Origin of the sequence: Archangium sp. (assembly GCF_036389735.1) — a bacterium.
Lineage (GTDB): Bacteria > Myxococcota > Myxococcia > Myxococcales > Myxococcaceae > Archangium.
In genome coordinates, this window is sequence record NZ_DASVWK010000398.1 from 1 (window position 1) to 18,529 (window position 18,529).

The 18,529-nt window shown below is 64.8% G+C and carries 14 protein-coding genes; 13 read left to right on the top strand and 1 reads right to left on the bottom strand.

Annotated features, from left to right (window positions below; genetic code table 11):
* The first annotated feature begins 243 nt into the window (after positions 1-243).
* Positions 244-1,239 (top strand): hypothetical protein, encoded by a 996-nt coding sequence (locus tag VF794_RS14275; RefSeq protein WP_331110683.1) that lies wholly within the window; start codon positions 244-246, stop codon positions 1,237-1,239.
* Between the two features lie 77 nt (positions 1,240-1,316).
* Here the strand turns inward: VF794_RS14275 and VF794_RS14280 are convergent, their stop codons facing one another.
* Positions 1,317-2,765, bottom strand: a complete 1,449-nt coding sequence (locus tag VF794_RS14280; RefSeq protein WP_331110685.1) for an OmpA family protein — start codon at positions 2,763-2,765, stop codon at positions 1,317-1,319.
* Positions 2,766-2,945: 180 nt separating this feature from the next.
* On the opposite strand from VF794_RS14280, the gene VF794_RS14285 reads away from it, so the two are divergent.
* The 12 genes from VF794_RS14285 to VF794_RS14340 all read left to right on the top strand — a co-directional run.
* Positions 2,946-7,871 (top strand): choice-of-anchor D domain-containing protein, encoded by a 4,926-nt coding sequence (locus tag VF794_RS14285; protein WP_331110686.1) that lies wholly within the window; start codon positions 2,946-2,948, stop codon positions 7,869-7,871.
* A gap of 4 nt (positions 7,872-7,875) precedes the next feature.
* A complete protein-coding gene (locus tag VF794_RS14290; RefSeq protein ID WP_331110687.1) occupies positions 7,876-9,555 on the top strand; it encodes a long-chain fatty acid--CoA ligase in 1,680 nt (559 codons plus the stop codon).
* Between the two features lie 39 nt (positions 9,556-9,594).
* The gene (locus VF794_RS14295; protein ID WP_331110689.1) at positions 9,595-9,981 is read left to right on the top strand and encodes a DUF4280 domain-containing protein; all 387 of its coding nucleotides are present in this window, start codon (positions 9,595-9,597) and stop codon (positions 9,979-9,981) included.
* A complete protein-coding gene (locus VF794_RS14300; protein ID WP_331110691.1) occupies positions 9,974-10,996 on the top strand; it encodes a type VI secretion system protein IglI family protein in 1,023 nt (340 codons plus the stop codon). The genes VF794_RS14295 and VF794_RS14300 overlap by 8 nt, the downstream gene beginning before the upstream one ends.
* 4 nt (positions 10,997-11,000) lie before the next feature.
* Entirely contained in the window at positions 11,001-11,870 is an 870-nt protein-coding gene (locus VF794_RS14305; protein WP_331110693.1) for a hypothetical protein, read from the top strand.
* Between the two features lie 140 nt (positions 11,871-12,010).
* The gene (gene tssB, locus VF794_RS14310) at positions 12,011-12,571 is read left to right on the top strand and encodes a type VI secretion system contractile sheath small subunit (RefSeq protein ID WP_331110695.1); all 561 of its coding nucleotides are present in this window, start codon (positions 12,011-12,013) and stop codon (positions 12,569-12,571) included.
* A 42-nt stretch (positions 12,572-12,613) separates the two neighbouring features.
* Positions 12,614-14,107, top strand: coding sequence for a type VI secretion system contractile sheath large subunit (gene tssC, locus VF794_RS14315; protein ID WP_331110697.1), 1,494 nt, complete (start codon positions 12,614-12,616; stop codon positions 14,105-14,107).
* 46 nt (positions 14,108-14,153) lie between these two features.
* Positions 14,154-14,738 carry a hypothetical protein gene (locus tag VF794_RS14320; protein ID WP_331110699.1) on the top strand — a complete coding sequence of 195 codons (585 nt, stop codon included), beginning with the start codon at positions 14,154-14,156 and terminating at the stop codon, positions 14,736-14,738.
* Between the two features lie 25 nt (positions 14,739-14,763).
* Positions 14,764-16,017: a type VI secretion system baseplate subunit TssK gene (gene tssK, locus VF794_RS14325; RefSeq protein WP_331110701.1), complete on the top strand. Its 1,254-nt coding sequence runs from the start codon at positions 14,764-14,766 to the stop codon at positions 16,015-16,017.
* Between the two features lies 1 nt (position 16,018).
* Positions 16,019-16,411 (top strand): GPW/gp25 family protein, encoded by a 393-nt coding sequence (locus tag VF794_RS14330; protein WP_331110703.1) that lies wholly within the window; start codon positions 16,019-16,021, stop codon positions 16,409-16,411.
* Positions 16,408-18,063 (top strand): hypothetical protein, encoded by a 1,656-nt coding sequence (locus VF794_RS14335; protein ID WP_331110705.1) that lies wholly within the window; start codon positions 16,408-16,410, stop codon positions 18,061-18,063. The genes VF794_RS14330 and VF794_RS14335 overlap by 4 nt, the downstream gene beginning before the upstream one ends.
* 43 nt (positions 18,064-18,106) lie before the next feature.
* Positions 18,107-18,529 (top strand): hypothetical protein (locus tag VF794_RS14340; RefSeq protein WP_331110707.1); only part of this gene is annotated, 423 nt, incomplete at its 3' end.

Below are 18,529 nucleotides of genomic sequence, written 5' to 3' on the forward strand. Positions count from 1 at the left end.
AGATGCCTTGTTGGGCCTCATGGGTTGTGAACTCCTTTCAGACTTGAGGGCCCGGATACTAGGACGGATTGGTCATGGGGAGGTGAAGTCGATTGAGGCCGAGGAGGCCCTCGCGCGTCGGATCGCGTGCTTGACTACCCGCTCGGAGGCGGTGGGGACTGCCCGATGCGTCCCCCGCCTCCCGCGCACCACGCCAGGCCCTGGTGCGTTGCAGCGCTGGAAGGCGCTCGATAATCTGCCCGCATGGCAGAGGACGACGGCAGCAGGCCAGAAACATCGGGGAACGGCTCGGCGGACACTTCCGAGCTCGAAAGCATCGGCTCGCAGGCCGCCTACGACGCGTTCCTCGTCGACGCGAGGGCCATCGAGCCCGGCTTCGTCGAGGAGTGCTGCGCCGACATCGTCCTCACCTACTACAATGTGATGCGGGGTGTGGAGAACGTGCTGGGCAGCGGGACGGTGGTTGTTGGCAGACTGCCCAACGTGGATGTCGTGGCGCTCTCGATGCTCCCACGGCTTGCCCAGGGGTTGGCCTTCGCCGCGCTGCAGGTGGAGCGCGAGCTTGAGGTCGCCTCGTTCGGGAAGTTGTTCGAGCGGGCGCAACAGCTGCGCCGCAAGCTGCGCAAGGCCGCTGACGCCCTCGCCGAGGCGCGCCTCCTTCCCGATGCCGACATCGATGAGGTCTGGCTGCGTGGGAAACACGATGTCCTGGAGGATTGCCTGGCGCTCGTCGCGTTGTTTCGCAGGAACGAGGCGAGGATCGCCGGCCGCTCGCCGGTGGTTGCCTCCGATGTCGCCGAAGCGGAGCAGCTCACCGGGAAGCTGCGAGTGATGCTCGGGCAGCAAGGGGTCGAAAGCGACGGGGGGACGCCGTCCCTCGTCAAGGTCATCGAGCTCCGGGATCGGTTCTGGACGCTGTTGCACCAGCGTTACGACGTTCTCTGGCGATGCGGTGCGTGGCTCTATGGCCGTGCGGTCGAGGACCGTGTGCCGCCTCTCCCGGTCCGGCAGGCGCTGGTCGGGAAGGCCCGGAGCGCGCCGGTCGAGCGGGAGGCCCCGCGGACAGTGCCGGAACAGCGGCCCGTCCTGAGTCCTCCGCCCCTCGTGCCCGCGCCGGTGAGCCCGCCCGCCAGTGTTCCCGTGCGCGACACGACCCGGCACTTGCATGATCTGCAGCGGGATCTGGAGCGAAAGGCCCGGTTCCTCGTCCGGATTGGTGTCATTTCGCCCCGGAGCTGAGCAACACCCATCGCCTCGCGTTGCGATGAGGCGGCACGCCCTGGTCACCGACCAGGGCGCGCGAGCAGGGGCGGGTGTTACGGGGCTGGCGCCTGGGTGGTGATGGGGGCCGTGGCCTCGGTGACGAGCAGGAGCTCGACGCGGCGGTTGAGCTGGTGCTCCTGGTCGGTGGCGGGTCTGGCGCTCACCGGCCAGTCCGAGCCGAAGCCACGGATCCGCATCCGCGCCGCGGGGACGCCCTGGTCGATCAGGTAGCGCCGAACCGCCTGTGCACGCCGCAGCGACATGATCCTGTTGGACGTGTCGGTGCCCTCGGTGTCCGCATGCCCCTCGATGATGAGGGTGCCGCCCTTGGGCAGCTCCGACAACCGCAGCACGGTCTGGTCCAGCAGGGGCACCACGCCCTGCAATTCCGCGCTGCCCTGCGTGAAGTGGATCTCCCCTCGCAGCACCAGCCTCTCCTGGAGGCCGGGCTGGTAGGGGCGCGGTGCTTCCCGCGGCGTTCCATCGGCCGAAGTCCCCTCGGCGTCATCACGGGTGAGCGAGTTGAGTTCCCAGGTGCTGGCTGGACGGATCCGATTGTCTTGCGGTGGGGGCGTCGGCGTGGCGAGTGCGAGTTGGAGATCCCGATCCGCGTGCTCGTCGAGGAAGGAGAGCTTGGGCGGCGGCTCGCTGCGGAAGGTGACGCCGGCGAGCATCCGGAAGCGAGGCGTTCCAGGGGCCCCTCCTATGCCGGGACCGCCCTGGACGAAGGCGTCCAGTCCGACCAACAACGGGAAGCGCACGCCTCCGAGCAGCTCCATCGACACCTGTTGTTGAGCGAGCGTGGCTCGCAGGCCCAGCTCTCCGCGCAACCCCTTGCCCGCGGTGGCCAGCGCCGCACCCACGCGTACCTCGGAGTCCGCCCCGGGCTTGGCTATGCTCGCGGAGGTATCCAGGAGGATGGCGGGACGAAACAGCACGCCCGCTTCGAGCGAGGGCTGCAGCCAACCCAGGGTCGTGCCCACCACCATCCGTGCATGGAAGCGAGGACCCGCATCACCCGCCAGCGCCGTCCCGGTACCCACCGGCAGCCCCACACCCAGATCCGCGGACAGGTCCACGGGTTGCCGATGGCGTCGCGACAGCAATCCCAACCGCGCCTGGAGCACGGGAGTCCCCAGGCCCTGGGCAGCCAACCGGGCGAGGCCCGCCTCGGCCGGATCATCTCCCTGCTGCCAGAGAACGAACGGCACCCTGGCTCCCAGCTCGAGCCAGGGCAACACCCCGTAGCTGGCCGAGAGCTGTGCGGTGGCTCGGTCCCGCACCACCTGCAGTTTCTGCTCTCCGTCGCTCAGCACCAGGGGCATGCTCTGGTAGTGCCCCAGGAGGCTGATGCTCAGCCCGCCGGGTACCAGCAGCTCGCCGTTGCCAACCAGCAGCGTGCCGCGCCCGACGTTCGTGTCCAGCCGCTCCAGGTCGAAGCCCGGAAGCTGCTCGGTTGACTGGGCCGATGCCAGCGAGCATGCCAGCAGCGTGGCGGCCATTGATCCCCGGGCGAATGAAGGTAAGCTCATGTTCGGGTAGAATTCTACCGCGCTCTATGTGGGGAGGGGCAAGTGCTCCGATTGAAAGTTCTGGTCGTGGTGTGGCTTGGGGTCCTGGTCGCCTGTGGGCCTACTGCGCCGGAAAAGGCGGAGTCAGCGGACTCGCTGAAGCGAAAGTCCATGGCGGCTGTCGCCCCTGATCACGTCATCACGTGGAGCGGCGGTACGTCCGGCTGCCTGACCTGTAACCCCAATAGTACCCCCGCCCATTCGTATGCCTGCCTGCCAAAAACGTCGGGCGACTGGACGAAGAGCTTCACGGACAAAGTCCCCGCTGGATATCAGGTGGTAGGGGTCGAGGCGAAGATTTACGGCGCCAGCGTGAAAGCGAGTCCCAGTGACGTTTCCGTCAAGACGACGGTCGGTGTGAGTCTGAACAGCCTCGTGCTCGGATCGCTCTCCTCGGACAGTCGCAACTGCAGTATCAAATCTTGCGATCTGGCGCCGTTGTCGACGTCTGTGCCCTCTTTCTCCAAAACAGACTCCAACGGCATCAGTGGTTACCAGTACAACGGGGGGACCAATACGATCACGCTCTCACCCACCACTGATTTGTATTGTGTCTCCCATGTCGAGATCTATCTGACCCTCGCGGAGCGACGCATCCGGGTTGCTCCTGGGACCTGGAACTTCGGTAAACAGAAGGTTGGCCTCCAGAGTGCTCCCGCCAAGACGATCACGGTGTGGAACGACGGCGACGCGCCGCTGACCGTCTCCGCTATCTCCCCTGATCCCGGATCACGCTTCACCGTCGTCGAGCCAGCCAACCCGAGTATGGGATTCGCAACACCCATACCGAAGGGGGGAAGCCGCGACATCAAGGTGACGTTCACTCCTGACGCACTGGGGAGTGCTCAAACGGGCACGCTCACCATTACCAGCAACTCTTCCAACACCACGAATACCACGAATGGTTCGACCACCGTCGCGCTCTCTGGCACTGGGGTGCAGTTCGCCCATGATGTAACCACGACGGAGGCGCAGCCTTTCGATTTCGGCGAACAGCGTGTGGGCACCGTCAGCAGTACGCCCAAGTCGGTATGGGTGCAGAACGCTGGCTCCACCATCCTTAAAATCCTCAGCCTCCCCATTGACGGACCCTTTGAGTTGGTCGGACCTCAGGCGACTGCGTTCGATCTGGCGCCGGGCGCGAAAGAGGAATTGTTGGTGGCGTTCAGGCCCAGCTCCGGAGATGGGGTGCAGGTACCGGGCTCCCTCACCATCAACACCAACGCCCCTTCCACGGACAAGCCCATGGTCAAAATCGACCTCTTGGGCACGGGTGTGGATCCCCGCGTATCGTGGAGCAAGCCCTCGCTGACCTTTGGAAAGAAAATCGTGGGGAACACCCCCGCGACCGATACAGTGGTATTGCGCAACGACGGCACCGGTGAGATCACCGTCAACGTCCCTGGTACCATCAGTGGCACGCACTTCACCATCGCGCCAAATGGTAATTTCACGTTGGGCAAGGATGAGAGCCAGCCCTTCACGGTGACGTTTGCCCCCAACAGTACAGCGCCAGAAGCCGGCGACCTCACCTTTACCGGCGGTGGTCAATCCGGCACGGTGTCTCTCTCCGGCCAAGGGGTATCCGCGTTTGTGTTCGTGCTGGATCCGGTCACTGCCACGACTGTCGACTTTGGCGTGGTGGAAACGGGGAAGACGAGTACCAAGCCCGTCAAGATCAAGAATATCAGCTCGTTGCCCATCACGCTCTCGGCCGCGCCAACGACGTCTGGCTCTCCCTTCGCCGCCGCTGCCCCCAGCTCGATGACGATCGGCGCCAAAGGCTCCACCAGCCCCTCCGACACCGTCACCGTCAACGTGAGCTTCAATCCCCAGAGCACGGGGTCGTTCCCCGACGGGGTTTTCACCGTGTCGAGCAATGCTGATACCCAGGTGAGCCCCAACACCTTGACCCTCTCGGGATCAAGCGCTGTCGCAACGGGAGAGTTCAGGAAGGCCGACAACACCGTCCGCACCGAACTCGACTTCGGTGAAGTGCGGGTGAACACCACCGGGCAGCTCATGGTGAGGATCACCAATAAAGGCGATTTTCCTCTCACTTTTTCCGCGGCGCCCAAAGCTTCCGAGATACCCACCACCACGTCCAGCGCCTTTACCTACCTCGGTTTGGCCAACAAGACGCTCAATAAGGACGAAGTCTACGAATTCCCAGTGTCCTTCTCACCGACGGAAAGGGATAAGACATACAACGGCGTCCTGACCATCACCTCGAACGCCAGCAACAGCCCGATGAGTCTGCCACTGCGGGGGTTGGGGGCCTATTCGAAGTTGGAGGTCTCCCCTACGGGTATTGATTTCAAAGACACCCCGGTGAGTACTTCGACCAAGAAATCCATCACCATCTCCAATCTTGGCAATGCCGCGATAGTTCTGCAGCAACCATCCGTGCAGGGATCGTTCTCCATTTCCCACCTCGATGGTGGCACGCCCGTCGAAGGCGTTGCGATCAATAGAGGCACGCCCTTCACTTTCAACGTCTCCTTCAATCCTTCGAAGGAAGGGCCGGCGGATGGCGGTATTCAGATCACGGACCCGGGTGGGGACATTCCAGAGGTGGTGATACCTCTCGCGGGCAACGGCACCGTTGCCAAACTGCAGGTTTCCACGCCGGGCAATTTCACCTTCGGCAATCAGCGTGTGGGTCAGACCAGTGGCGTCCAGGCCTTGACCATCAAGAACACGGGCCAGGCTCCGCTGGTTGTTCGTGAACTCTTTTCCAACAACGCCGCGTTTCAAATCCAGACGCCCATCGTCACCCCCACCTCTCACCTGGTCATCGAACCCAGTGGAGTGGAGGTGTTGAAGGTGACCTTTACCCCAAAGGAACTGGGCTCGACGACGGGCACGCTCACGCTCCTTAGCAATTCCGCTGTGGACTACCTGAATCCGAACATGACAGGTGTGGGCGTCGCTGGTCAGATCAGAGTGGATCCCGACATCGTCGACCTCGGGCAGGTGGAGGTGACGGGTACCGGCACCGCGCAGCGGAGTGCGACCATCACCAACATCGGACAGGCGGCGCTGACGATCAGCAACGTGATTCCTCCCGACAACGCGGCGTTCACCGTTTCCGGATTGCCCACGGGGGATGCTGGTCTGACGTTGTCGCCGGACGCTGGGTGGCCGTTCACGGTCTCTTTCAAACCCGGGGCGCGCGGCCCTGCCCTCGCGACGACTGTCATTCAAAGTGATTCCTTCACGTTGCCCAACTTCCCGCTGGCACTGTCGGGTAGAGGGGTCGCCGCGGCTGTGCAACTGGTGCCCGAGGATGTCCTGTTCGACAAGTCCAACGTGGGCACGGCCACTGTCAAGAATCTCGGCATCATGAACGTGGGGGAGAGGATCCTGTCTGTCTCGGGCATTGTTTTCACGGATGTCGAGGGCAGCGATGCAGGAGTGGGCCTGGACTACAGCACCGTGATGGGCTTCCCCAAGGACATCGATGCTGGCTCGACGCTCACCGTGCCGGTACAGTTCCTGCCTCGCCGGGTGGGTGCGCGTCAGGCCCAGGCGGTCATCTATTCGGGTGTTCGGACGGCGGATGGCGGCTATCCCGTGGCGCATCTTCTGGGCGTGGGCACCTCGCCAGTCCTGGACGTGGCACCCCCACTCGTGGACTTCGGACCTGTGCGGGTGGGGAGTCCCTCCACGTCGAAGTCCCTCAAAATCACCAATAAGGGTACTGGCAAGCTCAAGCTGAGCAAGTTGGAAATGGGAGGTCCCGATCATGCTGCCTTCAGCATGTCGGCAATCTCATTGCCCGAGCTTCCGCCACCTGCCTATGAGGGAGATCCGGCGTCGTCTGTCGAAGTACTGTTGACCTTTACGCCGAGTGCGGAGCGTTCGTTCTCGGGTCTGCTGTTGATTGAGTCGAGCGACTTCGGCGTGTCGAGCGCATCGATACCCTTGGTGGGCTCGGGCGTCCGTCAGGAGATCGCTCATTCGCCCGCGGCGCTGGACTTTGGCCGGCAACTCATCAACACAGAGCAGACGCTCCAGGTGAAAATCGTCAACAAGAGTGACAAGCCGGTGACTCTTGCCTCGCTGTCGGGGCTGCCGGCGGCGGGGTTCTCGTTGAAGGATCCACCGGGAACGCAGACCATCCTGCCCGCGGATGACGAACTGCTGTTGAACGTGCGCTTCAACCCCCAGTCCACGGACCTGGTGAATGGTTCGTTGAAAATCGCCTTCAGCGAGATGCCGCAGGTGTTCGAGACGACCTTGAGCGGCCGGGGCATTGCCTCGGTTCTCTCCACGACCGCCGTTGCCTCGGCGATGGACTTCGGCACGGTACGTGTTGGAGCCAGCGGGAGCACGAAGTCCCTCTTCATCAAGAACGAGAGTGGTCAGACGATCACCCTCGGGAAGCCGTCGTTGCTGCCCACGGGGGAGAGCTTCACCGTCGACATCTTCAACACCCTCGAGGGGAGGTCGTTGGATGCCGGTGCGTCCCTCTCCATGAATGTGTCCTACAAGCCCCAAGAGGAGACCCTGTCCAAGGCCACGCTGTCCTTTAGCACCACCCTTCCGGATCAGGCGAATGCGGCGAGCGTGGAACTGCAGGGCCGGGGGACGACGCTCCTCCTTCGTGTCGAGCCGGACAGCTTGGACTTTGGCCGGCCGCCCGTGAACAAGCCGGCGGAGCCGAAGGTGGTCACCGTCACCAACAAGTCCGCCGAGGCGAAGCTCGTCGTGGTGAAGCTGAAATCCACGGGCTCGCCCTTCACGGTGGACGCGAAGCCCCTGGTCGATCCTCTGCCACCAGGAGCGAGCGCGACCTTCTCCGTGGGCTTCAACCCCGACACGGCGACCCTGGTCGAGGACGAGGTGCAGGTGTTGGTAAGGGGAGGGAACAATACCCAGGATCTCGAGGCGCAGCTCCCCGTGAAGGGACACGGACGCAGCCTCTCGGTGGATGGTGGTGGATGCTCCACCGGCAGTACCAATGCCGGGGGCGTTGGGATCCTGGCGCTGCTGACGCTCGTGGGCCTGCGCTCACGGCGGAGGCGTGAGTAGTCGGATGGTCTTCGACGTCAGGAAGATCCTCGAGCAACTCGAGACTGGCACCCCCGCTGATCCAGGGGTGCCGGTCTGGCAGCAGGAGAGCTGGCAGGATCCTGAAGGGTTCGCCAATGCCCTGGCCGCGGCCCATGTGGGCCGCGGCGCGCCGCTCAAGAGCCGCGCGGGCCAGTACTACGACTTCTTCCACGATCTCGTCGTCCGTCATGGCAACACGGACCGCGTGGCCCTGCGCAGTTACGACCGGAGGAGCGGCTGGCAGGTGCTGGGCTACAAGCAGTTGCAAGAGCAGTCCTCGCGGCGGGCCACCGAGTGGGCGCGGCAGGGCGTCAAGGCCGGGGCCAAGGTGTGTCTGCTCTATCCCGTGGGGAGCGAGCTGCTCATCTCTCTCGTGGCGGCCCTGGGCCTGGGCGCCTGCATCAGCTTCCTGCCGCCCCAGGGCCGGCGCTTCATCACGCGCCGACTGGCCGCGCTCAAGCCGGACCACATCGCCGCCGAGCCGCACCAGGTGCTGTTGCTGGAGGGTTTCGAGAAGCAACTGCTGCAGAGTAAAGGTCAGGCCTCTCCGGCCTTCACCTCGCACACCTACAAGCTGGGCGAGCCGGTGGGGCTGCTCTTCTCGCCGCTGGTGGAGCCGCCGGGGACTTCGGCGCTGCTCACCGCGGAGGACGCCTGGCGCGGGGCGCTGGTGGACGGGCTGCTTACCTTTGGTCTCGGCGCCGGGGAGCACCTGTCCGCGCCCGGCTGCCACCCGTTGCAGCACCTGCCAGCCTTCCTCTTCGCCACGCTGCTGCGCGGGGCCACGTACCTCCACCTCGAACTGTCGGACGTCGAGGCCAACCCGGCGCTGCTCACCGAGCACCCGGTGCGCGCGCTCGGCGTCACCCCGGCCCTGCGGGACGTGCTGTTGCGTGCCCGGACGCAGTTGAAGAACGTGGCCCACTGGTTCCGCAACCCCGAGGAGCCCATCGACTGGGTGGCCTGGCGCGCGTGGGTGAAGCAGTGCGGGCTGGCCGCGGTGCCGTCCTCCAACGTGCTCGTGGATGCGGCCGCCGGGGGAGCGGTGCTCGTCTCTCCGCGGCGGGTGAGGGACCTGCACACGGAGACGCCTCCCGCTCCAGGCCGTGTCTGGACGCTGAATGATGTGAACTTGAGCGGCCAGCAGGCGCCGGGAGACTTGGGAGTCTTCACCTTGCTGCCAGACAAGACTCGGCCGCCCGCCTACCTGGTCCTCTCGCGTGGCTATGGTCTGTATCACTACGGAGGGCCGCGTACGGCGAGGAGGGAAGGGCGCGTCTATCCGGCCGCCGAGGTCGCCGAGGTCGTCCAGGGGCTGCCCTTCGCGCGGGGCGCGTGCGTGGTGCCTGCCCCCACGGGCGGTGTGGCCGGCCACTACCGTTACGTGCTGCTCGTCTTCACCGGGGCCCAGGCGCAGCAGACGGGCGCCTGGCTGCAGGAGATCCGCCGCTCCATCGAGCTACAGCTCGGGGGCGAGCACCTGCCCGATCGCACCGAGTTCATTCCCCTCTACCCTCGCAAGGCGGACGGGCAGGTGGACGAGGCCTGGTGTCACATGCAGTATTTGACGGGGGCGCTGCACCGGAAGAGCTCGGACCCGCTCTTCCAAGCGCTCACGGCGGTGCGCGGCCACCTTCTGGAAAAGGAGGGGCCGGGTGTGTGAGGATGGCGCGGCCCACGAAGTCTCTCGAAGGGATGCGCCATGGGAGTTCAGGTCGTCACGGGGGCCATGCTTCAGTGCAGCTTTGGCGCGGCCCCTTCCTCGCTGATGGTACTGCCCACCAACAAGGTGCTGGCCACGACGCCGGCGGCCAACATCATGGACAACAAGCCCATGATGAACATCCTGCCGTTCGGCGTGTGCATGTCGCTGGCCAACCCCATGGTGGCCGCGGCGACGGCGGCGGCCATGGGAGTGCTCACGCCCATGCCGTGCATCCCGGCCACGGCGGCTCCGTGGGTTCCTGGTTGCCCCAAGCTGCTGATCGGCAACATGCCGGCAGTGGATAGCAACTGCAAACTGATGTGCAACTGGGGCGGCGTCATCCAGGTCGTCTCCCCCGGCCAGTTCACGGTGCAAGATGGGTAATCCCGCGAAGCAGCAACCTCCTCCTCCTCTCGAGCTTCACCTCCTGGACAAGCCGCTGGCGGGCGAGGCGTCCAACCTGGAGAGCGCGGATGAGCGACTGGAGAAGGTCAACGCCCTGGTGGCCCGGAGCGAGTACGTGGATGCGGCGCGGGCGGCGGAGTCCGTGCTGCGCCAGGGCCTCTACGACGTTCGCCTGGTAGGCCCCTATCTCCTCGGTCTCTTCATCGAGGGCGGCCTGGAGGCGATGCCGGTGGTGTTCCACTCGCTCTCCAAGACCCTGTTGCTCAACTGGCCGTCCTTCGGACCGCTCGAGCGCAAGGATGTCTTCGCCGACGGTGGCCTGCGCTGGTTCCTCAAGGTGCTCAACAGGCACCTCGAGCACCACGAGCGCCTCAAGGACGAGACGTGGAAGCGCTGGAGCCTCGCCAGCAACCGCGAGCCCCTGGAGCAGGCGCTCACCCTCAGCGAGGAGATCTTCGCCGCGTTCGGCAGGGTGATGCCCCGCAACGGCTGCGAGGCTCCGTTCCGCCGCCTCTGCCAGTGGATGGAGGGGCACCTCCAGACGCTGCCCACCCCGGCCCCGCTGAACGAGCCCGAGCCGGAGCCCGAGGAAGAGCCCGAGGAGGAGGACTCCCGGGCTCGCTCGCGGCCGGTCGAGGCCCCGCGCTCCGCTCCCGCGTCGGCTGGTCCCTCCATCCCGGTCTCGCCCGCGCTGGCGCAGTTGATGCGCAAGCTGGCCGCGTTCGACACGCTCGTCGAGCGCCAGGACTTCCATCGTGCCAGCGTGGTGGCGGCGGACGTGCTGCACGTGGTGGAGCACTTCGATCCACGCGTGTATCTGCCCGCGCTCTTCTCCCGCTTCTTCGCCGGGCTGAGCACGAACGCGGAGCAGGTGGAGTCGCTGCTTCAGAGCACCGAGACGCTGTCCTTCCGCTCGCTGGACCAGCTCTATCGGGTGGACCTGGACACCTTCCTCGCGCAGGGTGGGAACAACGAAGGGGCAGGGGAGGACTAGGGCCATGAACGGCCCTTTCGAGCAGCGCATCCGCGAGCGCATCCGCGGCTTCGACATCCCGGCGCTGCTGGATGTGCTGACCGCCTCCGGCTATGGCGATGCGGAGATCGAGTACCGCGGTCACCGCACCACCGTGCACCAGTCTCACCTGGTGCACGACATCCAATTCATTCATCAGCCGCGCAAGCACATCATCATCACGGTGAACGTGGGGTTGCTCAGCGCGCAGTCTCCGCTGCCCTCTTTCATGATGCAGACGATGGATCAGCTCGACCATGATCGGCTCGAGCGCTTCATCGGCTTCTTCGATCAACTGTTGCTTCGCGAGTGTTTCGCCGGGCTGTACCCCGAGCGTGAAGGCGCCTTGCTGCCAGGGTGGCCGGAGGCGGCGAAGGATCGGCTGCGCCTGCTGCGCCCCACCTGTCAGAGCACGCTGCACTGGCTCTTCAGCAAGGTCTTCCCCGAGACGGAACTCTCGGTACGCCGCGAGGTGCGCCATCAGCGCGTCGCCGCGCCCGAGATGCGGCTGGGCGCCAGCGCGCTCGGCGAGGGGGACTCGATGGGTGGCTTCGCGTCCATCCCCACGGGCGGGATGGAGGTGCGGATCTTCTGCAACGAGCCTGTATCCAGCAGCGGCGTGCCGTGGGCCGTGGAGGCGCGCCGCCGCTTCGAGGCGGACCTGCTGCCCCTGCTCTCCGAGACGGTGCTGATGCTCACCGTCATCCTCGTGCTGCGCGACCAGGAGGGCTTCCTACGTCTCGAGCGCGAGAGCCACCTCGGCTACGACCCTCTACACGGAGCCCCCGTTCAGACCCAACAGGTTCTCCTGTTTTCGGGTGACACCTCAGGTTCGCAGTCCCGCAACGCGTCGTAAAGAAGAGAAGTACCTCCCTTGACCCATGCGATCGCTTCTCCCTAGACTGCCAACTAGAACACAGCGGGCTGTGTCCTGCGGTGGTGGGGGTGGGCGCATGGGTTTCAAGGGGACACAGACCGCCTCGTGAAGGAGAAGCCGTGCCCATTCAGGACAAGCTGCCCAAGTCTCGTATTACGCTCGTCTACCGCACCAAGATCAACGGCCAGCCGCAGGACGTGAAGCTGCCGTTCCGCGTCGTGGTGCTTGGTGATTTCTCGCTCGGCAGCTCCACGGACCGGCAGGTGGACCTGGAGGAGCGCAAGATGCGCTCGGTCACCGGCTCCAACATCAGCGAGCTGATGAAGGACATGGGCATGTCCGTCTCGTTCGAGGTGGACGACAAGGTCAGCGGCGATGGCCAGTCGAAGATGCAGGTCGAGCTGCCCATCAACCGGATGAAGTCCTTCCATCCGGACGAGCTCGTCCACCACGTGCCCAAGCTCAAGGCGCTGATGCTGCTGCGCAAGCTCCTGCTGGAGATGCAGTCGGACATCGACAACCGCAAGGAATTGCGGCGCAAGCTCTACGAGCTGTTCTCCGACAAGGAACAGCTCCAGAAGCTCCTGGAGAGCGATCAGCTCAAGAGCTACGAGTCCATGCGCCTGCCCAAGGCGAAGTCCGCGCTCGCCGCCGAGAATGTCTCGGTCGCCAAGGCCTGATCTCTCCAAGCACCCTTCTCCACGCCGAGGAACCATTCTCCCATGGCCGTCGAAAAAGATTATCTGAGTGAGTTGTTCAAGGTTCGCGGGCTCGAGATGCCCGTCAGCGCCCAGCCGATGATCGGCACGGGCCTGGTCCCCGTCACCTCCAGCGAAGTGGAGATACCGGGCGACGAGCGCTTCATGTCCTCCCTGGCGGCGCTGCTCTACAACGTCGAGCCCATCAAGGACGACGTGGGGCAGGTCCGCTTCGACAAGGGCGAGGTCCTCAAGGCCGTCGCGCGCATCGATGAGGTCATCGAGGCGCAGCTGAACGAGATCCTCCACAACGAGCAGTTCCAGAAGCTGGAGTCTGCCTGGCGTGGTCTCGAGGACCTCGTCAACAACACCAACTTCCAGGCCGACATCACCATCGACATCCTGGACGTGGCCAAGGAGGAGCTGGCCGAGGACTTCGAGAAGAACTCGAGCAGCATCTTCTCCAGCGCCCTGTTCGACAAGATGTACATCAAGGAGTACGACCAGTTCGGTGGTCGGCCCTTCGGCGTGATGCTGGGTCTGTACGACTTCTCCGCTTCGCGCGCGGATCTCACCTGGCTGGAGCGCATGGCCATGGTGGCCAACGCCGCGCACTGCCCGTTCATCGGTGCCGTCAGCCCCAAGTTCTTCGACTGCGACAGCATCGAGCAGCTCGACTCGCTCAAGAACCTGGACGGTGTGCTGAGCCACCCGCGCTACAGCAAGTGGCACGAGCTGCGCGACAAGGAAGAGGCCGCCTACATTGGCCTGACCCTGCCGCGCTACGTGGTGCGCCTGCCGTGGGATCCGGACCGCAACCCCTGCGACGTGCTCAACTTCAAGGAGGACGCCCAGGGCGACTCCAAGAAGTACCTGTGGGGCAACACGGCCTACCTGATGGGCCGCAACCTGGTGAAGGCCTTCGAGCTGTCCGGCTGGTGCCAGTCGATTCGTGGCCCCAAGAGCGGCGGTCTCGTCACGGGCCTGCCGGTGGACACCTTCACCCTGCGCGGCCAGCAGATGATCCAGGCGCCGGTGGAGATCGCCATCCCCGACTACCGCGAGTACGAGTTCGCTCGCAACGGCTTCATCCCGCTGGTGTACCGCAAGTCCTCGGGCGAGGCGGCCTTCTTCAGCACCCAGTCCATCAAGCAGGCCAAGAAGTTCAAGGACCCGAAGGACTCCGAGAACTCGCAGCTCGTCACCAACCTGGCCTACACCTTCTCCATCACCCGGCTGGCGCACTACGTGAAGAGCATTCAGCGCGACAACATCGGCAGCACCGCCGATGCCGGCTACGTCCAGCGGCAGCTGGAGTCCTGGCTGTCGGGGTACGTCACCATGGTGACGAATCCGGACGACGTGACGCTGCGACGCTTCCCCTTCAAGGCCGTCAGCGTCCAGGTGGAGGCGCGCCCCGGGGAGATCGGCTGGTATGACTGCAAGTTGGCTGTCCTGCCGCACATCCAGTTCGAAGGCCTCAATGTGGAGTTGATGTTGGAGTCCCGCCTGGGATAGCTGGGCGTCCCTCGTAGTCCTCACTCATCAAACAAAGGAGGGTGTAATGCCTCAATTTTCTCGCTCCCTGGACATCTACCAGGGTTTCAACTTCAAGAAGGACAAGCAGTCGCCGGTGGGCTTCGTCACCAAGCTGACGCTGGGTGGTGAGCTCGACCTCGCGGCCGACCAGGGCTCCATCAAGGATCCGGTGCTGCCTGGACAGGACATGGAAGAGAGCGTGGTGGGAGTGCTCAGCCACTACCTGTGGGAGACGGGCACCACGGATGCCATGTACCTGTCCATGCAGGTCTCGGTGAAGAACAAGACGACGCTGTCCGCCAAGCTGCTCAACGATTGGACCAGCATGGACGTGACGTTCGGCTACGTCATCTACGAGTACGACCCGGTGAAGAAGAAGTACTTCAAGTCCAACTGGACCGAGCCGGAGCTCGAGGGCATCCTGGAGAAGAACGGGGACCAGCTGAACCTGACCGTGGCGGACGACCCGTCCACCGAGGTGCAGTCGCCCAAGAACTTCACCCTCCAGATCGGCATCAAGCCGCAGACCAAGGAGCAGACGGTGAACATGGCCACGGGCGATGGCTACAACCTCACCAAGATCTGGGGCATCACGGAAGAGTCCGCCTAGTCACTCCACGTCAGGAAACAACGACATGCAGCGCTCCAAGCTCGCGCGGGTCCGCTGGCAGGTTGGCCAGACGCTCCTTCCCGAGCACTTTCGCGCCCAGGACGAATCACTCTCGGCGGAGGCGCGGCTGCATGCCGAGCTGTCCGGACTGCCCCAGGTCGGCATCGCCTCTCTCGCGTGGAGCGAGGCGCTGCTGGCCGAGGGCAGTCTCTCGATTTCCTCGATGACCGCCGTGCTGCCGGGCGGCTTCCTGGTGGACGTGCCGGGCAATGCCGCCCTGTCGTCCTTCTCCCTGGATGCCACTGGCCGCGCGGAGGTCACCGTCTTCCTACACCTGCTGGAGGAGATCCGCGGAGCCGAGGGTATCCCGCTCTACGCGGACGATCCGCCCAACCTGCAGCGCGTGATGCGTCGGCTGGTGCTCTCCAGCGAGCAGTCCGTGGACAGGGCCCTCTCCTCGTTGGAGCTGGTGGCCTTCTCCAAGAATCTCGAGGGGGCGTGGCGCCCTTCCTCGCGCAAGGTACCGCCGCTGCTGCTGGTGGGCCCCAATCCCTTCCTCAATGAGTTGCTCTTCGAGCTGGACTCGTTGCTGGAGAAGGCCCACGGCCAGCTGCGCACCCTGTTGCTGGACAGCTACCAGCGTGGCGAGCGACTCGCCAGCGCCCGCCGGACCCTGTTGGAGGTGCGTCGCCTCCAGGCCCTGCGCACCGACATGCGCAACGGCGTCAGTCCCCACCCGTACAACTTCTTCGACGCTCTGCGCCGGTTCTACTTCGAGGTCTGCTCCTACCTGGAGCTGGCGCCCGAGGGCGCCATGCCCACCTACCTCCACGATGACCTGGGCACCGGGCTGTGGGGGTGGATGGAGCTGCTCAACCGGGCCTTCCGCCCCGAGGACACGCGGCTCACGTACAAGCCTTTCGACTGCCGGGACGGGCAGTTCATCCTCTCGCCCCTGCCCGCGTTGGAGGAAGGCGTGCAGAGCGAGCTGTACCTGCTGGTGCGCAGCGAGGACCCCAGCCAGCCCGCCTCCCTGGAGGGCGTGAAGGTGGCGAGCCCCTCCCGACTGCCGGTGGTGCGCCGGCTGGCGCTCCGGGGCATTCCCTTCCAGCACGTGCCGCACCCGGCCTTCCCCCACGCCTTTGGCCCGGAGATCACCTGGTACAAGCTGTCACTGGGCGAGGAGTGGCAATACGCCCTGCGCGACAACGGCATGGCGTTCTACGTCACCCCAGCGCTTCAGGGCACCCAGGTCTTCCTCTTCTGGCGCAGGGCTTGAGATGACGCGCCCTTCCTTCCTCGACAAGTTCACCAGTCCCGGGCAGCGCCCGGACAAGGGCGGTGAGCTGGCACAGGTGCGGCAGAACCTCGAGTCCGCGCTCAACACGAAGGAGGGCTACGGCTACTTCGTCGAGGGCTTCGGCGTGGGGCGCTACACGGTGAAGTTCGGCACCCGCGAGCTGATGAAGACCCTGAGTGGCGAGCTGCTGAACGCGGTGCAGCAGTTCGAGCCGCGCCTCCAGGACGCGGAGCTGGAGTTGCGCGGCCGGGACTCGGGGCTGTGGTTGCACTTCGTGTTGTCCGGCTCCCTGAATGGTACGCCCTGCTCGCTGCGACTCCTCTTCCACACCGTGAGTGGCCGGGTGCGGGTGGAAGAAGACGAGGAGGGATGATGGAGACCACCTTCGATGAGCGGCTGGCGGTGACGCTCACCCTCACCATTGGCGGCAAGTCCCACAAGATCATCGCCGGCAGCATCAAGCGCTTCGCGATAGACCTGTGGAGCTGGGGTCTGGAGGGCGAGGTGGAATTCCTGCTCACGGACAACCAGGGTCGCGGTGGTCAGGACAAGGACGCCCTGCTGGCGGACTTCCTCAAGTCGGATCTGGTCGAGGTGTCGCTCGAGGTGAAGGCCGTCCTCGCGGACACCTCGGCTCAAGCCACCCATACCGCGCTGACGGTGAAGGGTCTCGTCTCCGAGAAGACGCTCGCCGAGGAGGTTGTTCCCACCACCAGTGGCAGCAATGTCGTCCTCCATCGCCGCTACGGCATCCGCTTCCAGGATGCCGCGCGGCTGCTGTGGCGGCAGCACTACCCGTGCGCCCTCTACACCTCGAAGACGGTCAAGGACGTCCTGGACGCGCACAAGGGCGACAAGATCAGCCTCTCCTACGACTGGCAGGCGGGTCTGGGCACCTCGCACCCCATCCTCTTCGTGGGGTTGGATCCCCAGGGTGGGGCAAGCTTCTACGACTGGGTGCTGTGGTACGTGCACGGCCACACGGGGGTGTTCACCTACGACTACGCCAAGCAGGGTTACAAGTTCGCGGGCGCCAAGGACGCCTCGGGCACGCCGATGGACCTGCACGCGGACAACCTGGCCGGGCTGGAAATGTTGTTGCCCGAGGTCATCCGCCACGATGTGACGGTGCTCAACGCCACGGCCGAGAGTCCCGTGACCCAGGCCGTGACGCAGAAGCAGGCCGTCACCGGCATTCGTCAGGATGTGCTGCTGTGCACCCCCATCTCGGATGAGGTGCAGGCCCGGGTGGACCTGGAGACGACGCGGCTGAAGGCGCGGGGCCCGGAGCTGGAGCTGATCTGGCGCTCCTTCCCCGAGAAGGCCCTGACCCCGGGGGTGCTGGTGAAGCTGCCGCCCGACGAAGCCTGGGGCGCCGCGGGCGTGGCCAAGGGCCAGGTCCTCCGCGTCCGTAACCTCCACCTGTCTGGAGAGGTGTCGGACGATCAGGGGCAGGAAGAGGTGTACAACGATCCGTACGCGCTCTTCTCCTTCCGCATGAGCTCCCGGCTGGAGCCCAAGGACGAGCCCCACGTGGATCTGCCCGCCTGGCAGCCCCCGGGCTACCCCCGCTACGTGGAGGGCTTCATCGTCAGCGAGCAGGGTGGTGAGAAGGACGAGACGTGGCAGGCCTACACGGACTCGAAGACTTCTCAGGACGGGTACAAGGTGAAGATCCCTCTCTTCGCCAATCAGGTCATCCCCGCGCCCTTCAATCCCAATCTGCTTCCCGGCCATTTCTACTTTCCCGCCTACAAGGGCGAGCGGGTGCTGGTGGGGCTCGACTTCCAGAAGGCGTGGATCAAGCGCTTCCTGGATTGGCGCACCGGCGCACGCATGCCGCAGGACGGGCAGGGCGTGCAGTTGTTGGTGGGGAAGACGCCGGAGAACGGCACCGCGCTCAAGCACTTCTACACGGACGACAAGCCCGTGTTCCTGATGCAGCGCACCAATGCCAAGGACACGCAGAAGATCCAGCTAGACGAGGGCACGTTGCTCATCCAAGTGAAGGAAGAGCAGTCGTGAAGCCAAGGGGGCCTCTGGCTCCCGACTGAGGAGGCGAGGAACCATGGGCAAGCTCGTCTGCACCGTTGAACTGGACAAGGAGAAAGGCGTCACCGTAAAGGTGGAGAACGCCGACGACCAGATCACCCAGACGATGGTGATGGACGGCACCAGCATCACCATCACCGTGAAAGGGTCCGAGGAGACGAGCACCTACGTCCAGAAGCAGGACAGCGTCACCATCACGTGCAAGGATTTCACCGTGGACGCCACCGGGACGCTCACCCTCAAATCGGCGAAGGCCTCGAGTTGGACCAGCCAGGACATCCTCAAGCTCGAGAGCACCAAGGACATGACCTTCACCTCCAGCGCCAAGCTCACGCAGAGCGCCAAACAGGACGCCAAGCTGTCCTCGAACACCAACGTGGCCATCGAGGCGACGTCCAAGCTCGACATGAAGGGCATGCAGACGAGCCTGGTGGCCTCG

Excerpts from the sequence above, each read along its gene's own strand:
- VF794_RS14275 (WP_331110683.1), top strand. The coding sequence starts at position 244 with ATGGCAGAGGACGACGGCAGCAGGCCAGAAACATCGGGGAACGGCTCG.
- VF794_RS14280 (WP_331110685.1), bottom strand. The coding sequence starts at position 2,765 with ATGGCCGCCACGCTGCTGGCATGCTCGCTGGCATCGGCCCAGTCAACC.
- VF794_RS14285 (WP_331110686.1), top strand. The coding sequence starts at position 2,946 with ATGGCGGCTGTCGCCCCTGATCACGTCATCACGTGGAGCGGCGGTACG.
- VF794_RS14290 (WP_331110687.1), top strand. The coding sequence starts at position 7,876 with ATGGTCTTCGACGTCAGGAAGATCCTCGAGCAACTCGAGACTGGCACC.
- VF794_RS14295 (WP_331110689.1), top strand. The coding sequence starts at position 9,595 with ATGGGAGTTCAGGTCGTCACGGGGGCCATGCTTCAGTGCAGCTTTGGC.
- VF794_RS14300 (WP_331110691.1), top strand. The coding sequence starts at position 9,974 with ATGGGTAATCCCGCGAAGCAGCAACCTCCTCCTCCTCTCGAGCTTCAC.
- VF794_RS14305 (WP_331110693.1), top strand. The coding sequence starts at position 11,001 with ATGAACGGCCCTTTCGAGCAGCGCATCCGCGAGCGCATCCGCGGCTTC.
- tssC (WP_331110697.1), top strand. The coding sequence starts at position 12,614 with ATGGCCGTCGAAAAAGATTATCTGAGTGAGTTGTTCAAGGTTCGCGGG.
- VF794_RS14320 (WP_331110699.1), top strand. The coding sequence starts at position 14,154 with ATGCCTCAATTTTCTCGCTCCCTGGACATCTACCAGGGTTTCAACTTC.
- tssK (WP_331110701.1), top strand. The coding sequence starts at position 14,764 with ATGCAGCGCTCCAAGCTCGCGCGGGTCCGCTGGCAGGTTGGCCAGACG.
- VF794_RS14330 (WP_331110703.1), top strand. The coding sequence starts at position 16,019 with ATGACGCGCCCTTCCTTCCTCGACAAGTTCACCAGTCCCGGGCAGCGC.
- VF794_RS14335 (WP_331110705.1), top strand. The coding sequence starts at position 16,408 with ATGATGGAGACCACCTTCGATGAGCGGCTGGCGGTGACGCTCACCCTC.